The 13,097-nt window shown below is 72.2% G+C and carries 10 protein-coding genes; 7 read left to right on the top strand and 3 right to left on the bottom strand.

Going from position 1 to position 13,097, the window contains the following annotated elements; translation table 11 throughout:
• Nucleotides 1–237: 237 nt before the first annotated feature.
• The gene (meaB, locus tag ACGFRG_RS16710) at nt 238–1,197 is read right to left on the bottom strand and encodes a methylmalonyl Co-A mutase-associated GTPase MeaB (protein WP_393264541.1); all 960 of its coding nucleotides are present in this window, start codon (nt 1,195–1,197) and stop codon (nt 238–240) included.
• Between the two features lie 54 nt (nt 1,198–1,251).
• On the bottom strand, nt 1,252–2,454 hold the full coding sequence (locus ACGFRG_RS16705) for an acetyl-CoA C-acetyltransferase (RefSeq protein WP_393264538.1): 1,203 nt from the start codon (nt 2,452–2,454) through the stop codon (nt 1,252–1,254).
• A 139-nt stretch (nt 2,455–2,593) separates the two neighbouring features.
• Here ACGFRG_RS16705 and mce point away from each other — a divergent pair, with 139 nt between their 5' ends.
• The 7 genes from mce (at nt 2,594) to ACGFRG_RS16670 (ending at nt 12,614) form a co-directional block, all read left to right on the top strand.
• Complete coding sequence (gene mce / locus ACGFRG_RS16700; protein WP_361430482.1) at nt 2,594–3,022, top strand: methylmalonyl-CoA epimerase; 429 nt, start codon at nt 2,594–2,596, stop codon at nt 3,020–3,022.
• A 169-nt stretch (nt 3,023–3,191) separates the two neighbouring features.
• Nucleotides 3,192–7,364, top strand: a complete 4,173-nt coding sequence (gene scy / locus ACGFRG_RS16695; protein WP_393264535.1) for a polarized growth protein Scy — start codon at nt 3,192–3,194, stop codon at nt 7,362–7,364.
• Nucleotides 7,365–7,478: 114 nt separating this feature from the next.
• Nucleotides 7,479–8,417 (top strand): cellulose-binding protein, encoded by a 939-nt coding sequence (locus ACGFRG_RS16690; protein WP_361430479.1) that lies wholly within the window; start codon nt 7,479–7,481, stop codon nt 8,415–8,417.
• A gap of 151 nt (nt 8,418–8,568) precedes the next feature.
• A complete protein-coding gene (locus ACGFRG_RS16685) occupies nt 8,569–9,615 on the top strand; it encodes an ATP-binding cassette domain-containing protein (protein WP_361430478.1) in 1,047 nt (348 codons plus the stop codon).
• Between the two features lie 2 nt (nt 9,616–9,617).
• A complete protein-coding gene (locus tag ACGFRG_RS16680) occupies nt 9,618–10,397 on the top strand; it encodes an ABC transporter permease subunit (RefSeq protein ID WP_361430477.1) in 780 nt (259 codons plus the stop codon).
• Nucleotides 10,398–10,572: 175 nt separating this feature from the next.
• Nucleotides 10,573–11,769: an ATP-binding cassette domain-containing protein gene (locus ACGFRG_RS16675; protein WP_361430475.1), complete on the top strand. Its 1,197-nt coding sequence runs from the start codon at nt 10,573–10,575 to the stop codon at nt 11,767–11,769.
• On the top strand, nt 11,766–12,614 hold the full coding sequence (locus tag ACGFRG_RS16670; protein ID WP_393264532.1) for an ABC transporter permease subunit: 849 nt from the start codon (nt 11,766–11,768) through the stop codon (nt 12,612–12,614). Before ACGFRG_RS16675 ends, ACGFRG_RS16670 begins: the two co-directional genes overlap by 4 nt.
• Nucleotides 12,615–12,638: 24 nt before the next feature.
• On the opposite strand, the gene ACGFRG_RS16665 is transcribed toward ACGFRG_RS16670, so the two are convergent.
• The gene (locus ACGFRG_RS16665; protein WP_361430472.1) at nt 12,639–12,968 is read right to left on the bottom strand and encodes an ATP/GTP-binding protein; all 330 of its coding nucleotides are present in this window, start codon (nt 12,966–12,968) and stop codon (nt 12,639–12,641) included.
• Nucleotides 12,969–13,097: the final 129 nt, after the last annotated feature.

The raw sequence follows: 13,097 nt of genomic DNA, 5'->3' as shown, positions 1-13,097 counted from the left end.
CCCGGACCCCTTTGCGGGGGTGTTCGGCTGCGGATCGTGCTGGGTTGCTCGCGCAGTTCCCCGCGCCCCTTAGATGGGCCCTTCGGGCCCTCCTTCAGGGGCGCGGGGAACTGCGCGAGCAACCCTCACCGGCCCGCAGACGCACGACCACCGCCGGAGGCTTTCGGGAAGGGGCGGGGTGGGGGAATGCCCGCCGCAGGTGGAAACGGGGTTCGCGGCGCAGCCCCGCCGTGGGGGTCAGGCCCCGGACGTCAGCCCCGCCACCAGTTCGTCCGCCGCCGCGTACGGGTCCAGCGAACCCTCCACGATCCGCGCTGCCAGCGCGGACAGGCGGCGGTCGCCGTGGAGGTCGCCGATGCGTTCGCGCAGGGCCGTGACCGCGATCGTCTCGACCTCCCGCGCCGCCCGTGCGCGGCGCCGCTCCGCCAGCACCCCCCGCTCCGCCATCCACGCGTGGTGCTTCTCCAGCGCCTCGACCACCTCGTCGATGCCCTCGGACCGCGCCGCGACCGTCTTGACGATGGGCGGCCGCCAGTCGCCGGGGCCCCGGGACTCGCCGAGCCCCAGCATGTGGTTCAGCTCCCGGGCGGTCGCGTCCGCCCCGTCCCGGTCCGCCTTGTTCACCACGTACACGTCGCCGATCTCCAGGATCCCCGCCTTCGCGGCCTGGATCCCGTCGCCCATGCCGGGCGCCAGGAGCACCACCGACGTGTCCGCCTGAGAGGCGATCTCCACCTCCGACTGGCCCACGCCGACCGTCTCCACCAGGATCACCTCGCACCCCGCCGCGTCCAGCACCCGGATCGCCTGCGGGGCGGCCCAGGCGAGGCCGCCCAGGTGGCCCCGGGTCGCCATGGAGCGGATGTACACCCCGGGGTCGGAGGCGTGGTCGGACATCCGGACCCGGTCGCCCAGGAGCGCGCCGCCCGAGAACGGCGACGACGGGTCGACAGCCAGCACGCCGACCCGCTTGCCCGCCCGCCGGTACGCCGTCACCAGCGCCGACGTGGATGTCGACTTGCCGACACCCGGCGACCCCGTGAGCCCCACCACGTACGCACCGCCCGTCAGCGGAGCCAACTGCGCCATCACCTCGCGCAGTTGCGGGGACGCCCCCTCGACCAGCGAGATCAGCCGGGCCACCGCACGCGGCCTGCCCTCCCTCGCCCGGGCCACCAGTTCGGGGACGTCCACCATTGCCGCTCCGTTCGGTTCAGTGCGTACGTACGGGAGTTGACGCGAGCCGGGCCGTTACTTGCCGGGCACCCGGATGATCAGGGCGTCGCCCTGACCGCCGCCGCCGCACAGCGCGGCCGCGCCCGTGCCGCCGCCCCGGCGCTTGAGCTCAAGGGCGAGGTGGAGCACCACGCGCGCGCCGGACATGCCGATCGGGTGGCCCAGCGCGATCGCGCCACCGTTGACGTTCACCTTTTCCGGGGACACCCCGAGGTCCTTCATCGACTGGACCGCGACCGCCGCGAACGCCTCGTTGATCTCGATGAGGTCGAGGTCCTCGACGCCGATGCCCTCCTTCGACAGGGCGTGCTTGATGGCGTTGGAGGGCTGCGACTGGAGCGAGTTGTCCGGACCCGCCACGTTGCCGTGCGCCCCGATCTCCGCGATCCACTCCAGGCCCAGCTCCTCGGCCTTCGCCTTGGACATCACGACGACCGCGGCCGCGCCGTCCGAGATCTGCGAGGAGGTGCCGGCCGTGATGGTGCCGTCCTTGGCGAACGCCGGGCGCAGCTTGCCGAGCGACTCGGCCGTGGTCTCGGCGCGGATGCCCTCGTCCTTGGCGAAGATCACCGGCTCGCCCTTGCGCTGCGGGATCTCGACCGGCGTGATCTCGGCCTCGAACAGGCCGTTCTTCTGGGCGGCGGCCGCGCGCTGGTGGGAGAGCGCGGCGATCTCGTCCTGGTCGGCGCGCTGGATACCCAGGCGAGCATTGTGCTTCTCGGTGGACTCGCCCATGGCGATGTTCTCGAAGGCGTCGGTCAGACCGTCGTGCGCCATCGCGTCCAGCATCTCGATCGCGCCGTACTTGTAGCCCTCGCGGGACTTCGGCAACAGGTGCGGGGCGTTGGTCATCGACTCCTGGCCACCGGCCACCACGATGTCGAACTCGCCCGCGCGGATCAGCTGGTCGGCGAGCGCGATGGCGTCGAGGCCCGAGAGGCAGACCTTGTTGATCGTGAGCGCCGGGACGTTCATCGGGATGCCGGCCTTGACGGCCGCCTGGCGGGCCGGGATCTGGCCCGCGCCGGCCTGGAGCACCTGGCCCATGATCACGTACTGGACCTGGTCGCCGCCGATGCCGGCCCGGTCGAGCGCGGCCTTGATGGCGACGCCGCCGAGGTCGGCGCCCGAGAAGGTCTTGAGCGAGCCGAGCAGACGGCCCATGGGCGTCCGGGCGCCCGCGACGATCACTGAAGTGGTACCGGTCGTTCCAGACATGAGGCACAGCCCCTTGGGAGGTGAGAAGTGAACGAGGGTTTACTGGAAATGTACTGAGCGGTACCGGCGGCGTCACCGGCCAGCCGGTGTGATCGCGCGCACGTTGCGTAACCACCTCCCGGGGCGCTGCACTGGACCCATGCTGACGCGAATCGACCACATCGGGATCGCCTGTTTCGACCTCGACAAGACCGTCGAGTTCTATCGTGCTACGTACGGATTCGAGGTGTTCCACTCCGAGGTCAACGAGGAGCAGGGCGTGCGCGAGGCCATGCTCAAGATCAACGGTACGTCGGACGGCGGCGCCTCGTACCTCCAGCTCCTGGAGCCCACCCGCCAGGACTCCGCGGTGGGCAAGTGGCTGGCCAAGAACGGCGAAGGAGTGCACCACATCGCCTTCGGCACCGCCGACGTCGACGGCGACGCGGAAGCCATCCGGAACAAGGGCGTCCGGGTCCTCTACGACGAGCCGCGCATCGGTTCGATGGGCTCCCGCATCACGTTCCTGCACCCCAAGGACTGCCACGGCGTACTGACCGAACTGGTCACCTCGGCAACGGAGCACTGACCACCGGATTCCGGGGCCGGTACAGTGGGCGGTTCCGGGCCGGGGTCGGGTCGGGGCCTGGGACCCACGCCCCCTTGTCGATCTGACACCATTCACCGGGGGCCCGTCCGTCGTCGGACGGTGCTCGTACGGGCAGTGTTCGCGACCAGGGGACGGATGGGACCGCGCAGTGCGGGGCTACGAACGCCAGGACAGCCACCGGCCTGACGACCACCTCTCGCGGTTCGAGGCCGAGATGGACCGGCTGAAGACCGAGCGGGAGAAGGCCGTTCAGCACGCCGAGGACCTCGGCTACCAGGTCGAGGTGCTGCGCGCCAAGCTGCACGAGGCGCGCCGCAACCTCGCGACTCGCCCTGCCTACGACGCGGCGGACATCGGCTACCAGGCCGAACAGCTGCTGCGCAACGCGCAGATGCAGGCCGAGCAGCTGCGCAACGACGCCGAGCGCGAACTGCGCGACGCCCGGGCGCAGACCCAGCGCATCCTCCAGGAGCACGCCGAGCACCAGGCCCGGCTCCAGGCCGAGCTGCACGCGGAGGCGGTCAACCGCCGCCAGCGGCTCGACCAGGAGCTGGCCGAGCGCCGCGCCACCGTCGAGTCGCACGTCAACGAGAACGTGGCGTGGGCCGAGCAGCTGCGCGCCCGTACCGAGGCGCAGGCCCGCCGGCTGCTCGACGAGTCGCGCGCCGAGAGCGAGGCGTCGCTGGCCGCCGCCCGCGCGGAGGCCGCCCGGGTCGCCGAGGAGGCCCGTCAACGCCTGGGCGCCGAGGCCGAGTCGGCCCGCGCCGAGGCCGAAGCGATCCTGCTGCGCGCCCGCAAGGACGCCGAGCGGCTGCTCAACGCCGCCTCCACGCAGGCCCAGGAGGCCACCTCCCACGCCGAGCAGCTGCGCTCGTCCACCACCGCCGAGTCCGACCAGGCGCGCCAGCAGGCCGCCGAGCTGAGCCGGGCCGCCGAGCAGCGGATGCAGGAGGCCGAGAGCGCGCTGCGCGAGGCGCGCGCCGAGGCCGACAAGGTGCTCGCCGAGGCGAAGGACTCGGCCGGCAAGCAGCTGGCCGCCGCCGAGTCGGCCAACGAGCAGCGCACCCGTACCGCCAGGACCGAGATCGCCCGGCTGGTGGCCGAGGCGACCCAGGAGGCCGAGGCCCTCAAGGCCGAGGCCGAGCAGGCCCGCGACGACGCGCGCGCCGAGGCCGAGCGGCTGGTCGCGGAGGCCGCCGAGAAGGCCCGCACCAGCGCCGCCGAGGACACCGCCGCCCAGCTCGCCAAGGCCGCCCGCAGCGCCGAGGAAGTCCTCACCAAGGCGTCCGCGGACGCCCAGGAGACCACCCGCAAGGCGTCCGAGGAGGCCGAGCGGATCCGCCGCGAGGCCGAGGCGGAGGCCGAGCGGCTGCGCTCGCAGGCCGAGGAGCAGGCCGTCGAGCTCAAGGGCGCGGCCAAGGACGACACCAAGGAGTACCGGGCCAAGACGGTCGAGCTGCAGGAGGAGGCGCGCAGGCTGCGCGGCGAGGCCGAGCAGCTGCGGGCCGAGGCGGTCGCCGAGGGCGAGCGCATCCGCGGCGAGGCCCGCCGCGAGGGCGTCCAGCAGATCGAGGAGGCGGCCAGGACCGCCGAGGAGCTGCTGACCAAGGCGAAGGCGGACGCCGAGGAGCTGCGCACCTCCGCGGGCGCGGAGTCCGAGCGCGTACGGGGCGAGGCCCTGGAGCGCGCCACCACGCTGCGCAAGCAGGCCGAGGAGACCCTGGAGCGCACCCGCGCCGAGGCCGAGCGGATGCGGGCCGAGGCCGAGGAGCACGCCGAGTCCACCCGGACGTCGGCCGAGCAGGCGGCCGTCGCCCTGCGCGAGGAGACCGAGCGGGCCGTCGCCGCCCGCCAGGCCGAGGCCGCCGACGAGCTGGCCCGGCTGCACACCGAGGCCGAGCACCGGCACGCCTCCGCCGACCAGGCCCTGACCGAGGCGCGCGCCGAGAGCGAGCGGATCCGCCGGGAGGCCGCCGAGGAGACCGAGCGGCTGCGCACCGAGGCCGCCGAGCGTGTCCGTACGCTCCAGGCGCAGGCCGAGCAGGAGGCCGAGCGGCTGCGCACCGAGGCCGCCGCCGACGCCTCGGGCGCCCGTGCGGAGGCGGAGAGCGCGGCCGTACGGCTGCGTTCCGAGGCCGCCGCCGAGGCCGAGCGGCTCAAGAGCGAGGCCCAGGACACCGCCGACCGGATGCGCGCGGAGGCCGCGGCCGCCGCCGAGCGGGTCGGCGCCGAGGCCGCCGAGGCGCTGGCCGCCGCCCAGGAGGAGGCGACCCGTCGCCGCCGCGAGGCCGAGGAGACGCTGAACTCGGCGCGCGCCGAGGCCGATTCGGAGCGGGCGCAGGCCCGCGAGCAGAGCGAGGAACTGCTCGCCTCGGCCCGTCGCCGGGTCGAGGAGGCGCAGGCCGAGGCGCAGCGCCTGGGCGAGGAGGCCGACCGGCGCGCCACCGAGCTGGTGGCGGCCGCCGAGCAGACCGCCCAGCAGGTGCGGGACTCGGTGGCGGGGCTGCGCGAGGAGGCCGAGCAGGAGATCTCGGGTCTGCGCTCCACCGCCGAGCACGTCGCCGAGCGGACCAGGAACGAGGCGCAGGAGGAGGCGGACCGGGTCCGCGCCGACGCCTACGCCGAGCGCGAGCGCGCCACCGAGGACGCGGGCCGCACCCGGGCGCGCGCCACCGAGGAGGCCGAGGCCGCCAAGGCGCTCGCCGAGCGGACGATGGCGGACGCCATCGCCGAGGCGGAGAAGGCGCGTTCGGACGCGTCCGAGTACGCACAGCGGATGCGCACCGAGGCGTCCGACGCGCTCGCCTCCTCCGAGCAGGACGCCGCCCGCACCCGGGCGGACGCCCGCGAGGACGCCAACCGCATCCGCAGCGACGCCGCGAGCCAGGCCGACCGTCTGGTCACCGAAGCGACGGCGGAGGCCGAGCGGCTCGCCGCCGAGTCGACGGCGACCGCCGAGCGGCTGATCGCGGAGGCCCAGCAGCTGCGCGACGAGGGCCAGTCGGAGCACGACCGCCTGCTCGCGGAGGCGACCGCGCAGGCCGAGCGCACCACGTCCGAGGCCGACACGTACGCCGAGCTGGTCACCACCGAGGCACGTGCGGACGCCGGTTCGACGCTGGGCGCCGCGGCCGCGGAGGCCGAGCAGACCGTCGCCGAGGCGCGCGCCGAGGCCGAACAGCTGGTGGGCGAGGCCCGTACGGAGGCGGAGCGGCTGCTCGACGAGGCCCGTCAGGCCGCCGACAAGCGCCGCGGCGACGCCGCCGAGCAGGCCGACCAGCTCATCGGCGAGGCGAGCAGCGAGGCCGAGCGGATTCTCGCCGAGGCGAGCGCGGACGCCGAGCGCATGCGTACCGAGGCGAACGCGGAGGCGGAGCGGCTGCGTGCCGAGGCCGCCGAGACCGTGGGCTCCGCGCAGCAGGCCGCCCAGCGCATCCGCGCGGAGGCCGACAAGACGCGGGTCCAGGCCGAGGAGGCCGCCGAGAAGGCCCGTACCGAGGCCCGCGAGGAGTGCGACCGGCTGCTCGACGAGGCCCGTACGGCCGCGGCCAAGCGCCGGGCGGACGCGGCCGAGCAGGCCGACCAGCTGATGAACAAGGCCCAGGAGGAGGCGCTGCTCGCGGCCACCTTGGCCGAGGAGCAGGCCGACACCATGGTCGGCGCGGCCCGCAAGGAGGCCGAGCGGATCGTCTCCGAGGCGACCGTGGAGGGCAACTCCCTGGTGGAGAAGGCCCGTACGGACGCGGACGAGCTGCTGGCCGGTGCCCGCACCGACGCCACCGCCATAAGGGAGCGCACCGAAGAGGTGCGCGCGCGGACCGAGGCGGAGATCGAGGAGCTGCACGAGCGGGCCCGGCGGGAGAGCGCCGAGCAGATGAAGACGGCGGGCGAGCGCGTCGACAAGCTGGTCGCGGCCGCCACCGAGCAGACCGCCGAGGCCGAGGCGAAGGCCAAGGAACTTCTCTCGGACGCCAACTCCGAGGCGAGCAAGGTCCGTATCGCCGCCGTGAAGAGGGCGGAGGCGCTCCTGAAGGAGGCCGAGACCAAGAAGGCCGAGCTGATCCGCGAGGCGACGAAGCTGCGCGACGAGGCCGAGGCGGAGGCCAAGCGCACCGTCGAGGAGGGCAAGCGCGAGCTGGACGTGCTGGTCAGGCGGCGTGCGGACATCAATGCCGAGATCTCCCGTGTCCAGGACGTACTTGAGGCGTTGGAGTCTTTCGAGGCCCCGTCCTTGGGCGGCAAGGCCGCCGGCAAGGAGGCGGCCAAGGCGGGTGCGGCGGCGGGAAGTACACGTTCGAGTGGCAAGTCTTCGGAGGGGTAGCCACTCAAAAGGCTGGTAATTCTCCAGATCAAACGGGCATCCGCTCGATGACACGCCGCCTGGGCCCCTAGGATTCCCCCTATCACCTCACCGGTCTCATTCGACAGGAACCCCATGAGCGACACTTCCTCCCCCTTCGGCTTCGAGCTCGTGCGGCGTGGTTACGACCGCGGTCAGGTGGACGACCGCATTACCAAGATCGTCTCCGACCGCGACAGCGCTCTGGCACGGATCACTTCTCTGGAAAAGCGCATCGAGGAGCTGCACCTCGAAACGCAGAACGCCCAGGCCCAGGTGAGCGACGCGGAGCCGTCGTACGCGGGTCTCGGCGCGCGGGTCGAGAAGATCCTCCGTCTCGCCGAGGAAGAGGCGAAGGACCTGCGCGAGGAGGCCCGCCGGGCCGCCGAGCAGCACCGTGAGCTCGCCGAGTCGGCGGCCCAGCAGGTGCGCAACGACGCAGAATCGTTCGCCGCCGAGCGCAAGGCGAAGGCGGAGGACGAGGGCGTCCGCATCGTCGAGAAGGCGAAGGGTGACGCCTCCCAGCTGCGCACCGAGGCCCAGAAGGACGCGCAGTCCAAGCGCGAGGAGGCGGACGCCCTCTTCGAGGAGACCCGCGCCAAGGCCGCGCAGGCCGCCGCCGACTTCGAGACGAACCTCGCCAAGCGCCGCGAGCAGTCCGAGCGCGACCTGGCGTCGCGTCAGGCCAAGGCCGAGAAGCGCCTCGCGGAGATCGAGCACCGCGCGGAGCAGCTGCGCCTGGAGGCCGAGAAGCTGCGTACGGACGCGGAGCGCCGGGCCCGTCAGACGGTCGAGACGGCCCAGCGCCAGGCCGAGGACATCGTGGCGGACGCCAACGCCAAGGCCGACCGCATCCGTTCGGAATCCGAGCGGGAGCTGGCGGCGCTCACCAACCGCCGCGACTCGATCAACGCGCAGCTGACCAACGTCCGCGAGATGCTGGCGACCCTGACGGGCGCGGCGGTCGCGGCGGCCGGCTCCCCGGTCGACGACGAGCCGGTCTCGCGCGGCGTCCCGGCCCAGCAGTCCCGCTAGTCCGCCCGCGGCCGCAGCTCCTCCCCCGTGGGCTGCGTCCGTCTGCCACCGCGTGCGTACATCCACGCGGTGGTACGGGACGCGTTGATACGGCACAGAGCCCCCCGTCACACAAGTGGCGGGGGGCTTTGTCCGCGTCTAGCGTGGCGGCATGATCGAGCTAGCGGGTCTTACCAAGCGCTTCGGTTCCAAGATCGCGGTCGATGATCTGTCCTTCCAGGTCAGACCGGGTGTGGTGACCGGGTTCCTGGGCCCCAACGGCGCCGGCAAGTCCACGACCATGCGCATGATGCTCGATCTCGACAACCCGACCAGCGGCACGGTGCGCATCGACGGCCACCACTACCGCGACCTCGACGAGCCGCTGAAGTACATCGGGGCGCTGCTCGACGCCAAGGCGATGCACGGCGGCCGCAGCGCCTACAACAACCTGCTGTGCCTCGCCCAGTCGAACCGGATCCCCGAGCGGCGGGTCGCGGAGGTCCTGGACACGGTGGGCCTCACGCCCGTCGCGAGGAAGAAGTCGAAGGGCTTCTCGCTCGGCATGGGCCAGCGGCTGGGAATCGCGTCCGCGCTGCTCGGCGACCCCGAGATCCTGATGTTCGACGAACCCGTCAATGGTCTGGACCCCGAGGGAATTCACTGGATCCGCAATCTCATGAAAGCGCTCGCGGCCGAAGGCCGAACGATCTTCGTGTCGTCTCACCTGATGAGTGAAATGGCACTCACCGCGGATCACTTGATCGTAATCGGGCAGGGGCGACTGCTCGCCGACACATCGATGGCGGATTTCATTCGCCAGAATTCTCGGAGTTTCGTACGACTTCGCTCACCTCAATGGGAACACCTGCTCGACGTATTGAGCCGGGCCGGGATCGCCGTGACCCAGACCGCCGACGGCGCCCTGGAGATCGACAACGGCAGGATCGAGCGGCTCGGCGAACTGGCCGCCCAGCACCAGATCGTGCTGCACGAGCTCTCCGGCCAGCAGGCGTCCCTGGAGGAGGCGTTCATGCAGATGACGGCGGGGTCGGTGGAGTACCACGCGCACTCGGACACCGCCCACGGTCCGCCCCGGGCGCCCGAGGCCCCGGGGCCGAACTGGGGCGAGAGCTACCGGGCACGGACCGACGGCGCCGGGTCCCAGGGCGACGCGTCCCCGGCCGAGGGCGCCGGATCCCGGGGCGAGGGGGTCTGACCATGGCATCGGCACCCGCCGTACTCCGCTCCGAGTGGACCAAGATCCGTTCGGTCTCCTCCACCTCCTGGACCCTGATCAGCGCGTTCGTCGTCACGGTCGCGGTGAGCGCGGCCCTGTCCGCGCTGATGAAGTCGCAGTTCAACGACCTCAAGCCGGCCGAGCGCGCCACCTTCGACCCGACCTTCATCAGCTTCTCCGGGATGGTCCTGGGCCAGCTGGCGATGGTGGTCTTCGGCGTCCTGGTGGTCGGCACCGAGTACAGCTCCGGCATGATCCGCACCTCGCTGGCCGCCGTGCCGCAGCGGGCCACCTTCCTCTTCGCCAAGCTGGCGGTCGCGACCGCGCTCGCGCTGGTCGTGGGCATGGCGACGAGCTTCCTCTCGTTCTTCCTGGGCCAGGCGCTGCTCGGCCCGCACCGCACCACCATCGGCGAGCCCAACGTGCTGCGCGCGGTGTTCGGCGCGGGCCTCTACATGGCGCTGATCGCGCTCTTCTCGATGGGCGTGGCCACGATGCTGCGCAGCTCGATGCTCTCGCTCGGCATCCTGATGCCGTTCTTCTTCCTGGTCTCGCAGATCCTCTCGGCGGTGCCGGGCGCCAAGAAGGTGGCCCGCTACTTCCCCGACCAGGCGGGCTCGAAGATCATGCGGGTGGTGCCGGACGCGATGAACAGCGAGCCGCCGCCGTACGGGCCCTGGGCGGGGCTCGGGATCATGGCGCTGTGGGTGATCGCGGCGCTGGCGGGCGGCTATCTGGTGCTGAAGAGGCGGGACGCGTAACGCCTGGTGAGAGGCGGGAGACCGGCGATGCATACCGGGCAGAAGTACACGTAACGCACATGTCTCCGCTTGGCCGGAACCGTAAAGTCCTGGATAAGCTCCTCACTCATACGGGGGCACCCTGGCTGCGGACGGCCACCGCCCCGACGACCCACACCGTCGATGGGGCTGGAGAATGATCGAGGCAGTCGGCCTGACGAAGCGCTATGGCGCCAAGACAGCCGTGTACAACCTTTCCTTCCAGGTGAGGCCCGGCGCCGTTACCGGCTTCCTGGGGCCCAACGGCTCCGGCAAGTCGACGACCATGCGCATGATCCTCGGCCTGGACCAGCCCACTTCCGGCCACGTCACCATCAGCGGCCACCCCTTCCGTACGCTCCCCAACGCGCCCCGCCAGGTGGGCGCGCTACTCGACGCCAAGGCCGTGCACGGCGGCCGCAGCGCCCGCAACCATCTGCTCTCGCTCGCCCAGCTCTCCGGCATCCCGGCCCGCCGGGTCGACGAGGTCCTGGGCGTCGTCGGCCTCCAGGACGTCGCGGGCAGACGCTCCAAGGGGTTCTCGCTCGGCATGGGCCAGCGCCTCGGCATCGCCGCAGCCCTCCTCGGCGACCCGCATGTCCTGCTCTTCGACGAGCCGGTCAACGGGCTCGACCCCGAGGGCATCCTGTGGGTGCGCAACCTCATGAAGCAGCTGGCCGCCGAGGGCCGGACCGTCTTCGTCTCCTCGCACCTGATGAGCGAGATGGCGCTGACCGCCGACCACCTGATCGTGATCGGCCGAGGCCAGCTGCTCGCCGACATGAGCGTCAAGGACTTCATCTCGCACAACTCGGCCGACTTCGCACGCGTGCGCACGCCCGAGCAGACCGGGCGCGAGAAGCTGACGGCCGCGCTCACCGAGGCGGGCGGCCAGGTCATGCCCGAGCCGGACGGCGCCCTGCGGGTGACCGGCCTCGCGCTGCCGCGCATCAGCGACCTGGCGCACGGCGCCGACGTACGCCTGTGGGAGCTCTCGCCGCACCAGGCCTCCCTTGAGGAGGCGTACATGCGGATGACCCAGGGCGTGGTGGACTACCGCTCCACGGCCGACCAGAAGGCCGGTCTGATGCAGCCGCTGCCGCCCGGGTACGCGCCGCCGCCGGTGATCCCCGAGGTGCCGACCCAGGGCTGGTACGCACCGCCGCCGCCGGGACAGAACCCGTACGCGGCCGCGCAGGCCCCGCACCCGGGCCAGGCGCCCGCTCCCGCGCCCCCGGCCGCCCCCGTGCAGAGCCCGGTGGCCGCTCCGGCGGCTCCGGCCGCTCCCCCGGCCCAGGCGCCCGCCGCCGCGCCCGCCCCTTCCCTGACCAAGCCCGAGGACGACGCCCGATGACCACCCCCTACCAGCAGCAGGCCCCGCAGCAGGCGCAGGGTGCGGCCTACGGCGCGTACACCTCGCCGATCCCGGTGCGCCCGGCGACGCTCGGCGACGCGCTCGCCTCGGAGTGGACCAAGATCCGCTCCGTACGCTCCACGATGTGGACGCTGGGCACGCTGCTCGTGCTCGTGCTCGGCATCGGGCTGCTCGCGGCCGTCGCCGTCAACACGTCCGGGTCGCACATGGGCGACAACCCGGTGGTCAGCCTCGGCTTCTACGGCGTCCTGCTCGGCTCGATCTGCGTGATCACGCTCGGCGTGCTGACCATCGCGTCCGAGTACGGCACCGGCATGATCCGCACGACGCTGACCGCGTGCCCCAGCCGGGCCCGGATCCTCACCGCCAAGTCGATCGTGTTCTTCCTGCTGTCGTTCGTCATCGTGACGGTCTCCACCTTCCTGGTGGCGATGATCCAGACGAGCATGGTGGACGGCGGCAGGCAGCCCACCGGCGGCGAACTCCTGAAGGCGACCGTCGGCGTCGGGCTCTACATCTCGACGCTCGGCCTGCTCTCGCTCGCGATCGGCGCGCTGATCCGGCACTCGGCCGGGGCGATCACCGTCATGATCGGCGTGGTGCTGCTGCCGCTCGTGCTCGCGCTGTTCATGTTCTCGGCGTCGCTCGCATCAGTGCGCCAGGCCCTCTTCGAGTACTCGATCCCGAGCCAACTGGCCGTGTTCTACGGCGCGTCGGTGACCGATTCCGGCCCGCACGGCTGGATGCCGCTGCTGATTCTGGCGGGCGTGACGGCAGTTGCCCTCGGTGGCGCGTTCGCGTCCCTGAGCAAGCGCGACGTCTGACGCCCGCGTCCGTACTCCGTACGGTCAGTACCTCGGCGCGTTCCTGGACCGCTGCACCCTGCTGGTGCGGCGGTCCTTCGCGTTCCAGCACGCCTTGTGCCAGTGCCGCCGGTCGTCCACGCCGCCGTACTCGGGCCACGCCACGACGTGCGGCACGCCGGCCGGGATCTCCTGATCACAGCCTGGACAGCGGTACCGCTTGCCGCCGGAGCTCGCACCGCTCACATGCCGTACGGACCACTCCTCGCCCTGGTACGTCTCGGTGCGCTGGAGGCCGTAGCGGTCACCGCCCGTCGCGGCGGACGGCTCGGTCGGCTGGTCGCCGCCCTTGGGGCGGTTGCGGCGCGGGGACACGGAAACACCTCACGGGGCCGGGCGGACGGACTGCCTCCAGCGTAGAGCCACCGGCCCCGGGTACCCGAGCCTGGACCGGGGTGGGACGTTAACTCGTACGGGGGACACTTACCGGACTATCGCAAGAAG

Source organism: Streptomyces sp. NPDC048696, assembly GCF_043198895.1.
Classification (GTDB): Bacteria; Actinomycetota; Actinomycetes; order Streptomycetales; family Streptomycetaceae; genus Streptomyces.
This window is presented reverse-complemented; position numbering and strand designations above follow the sequence as displayed.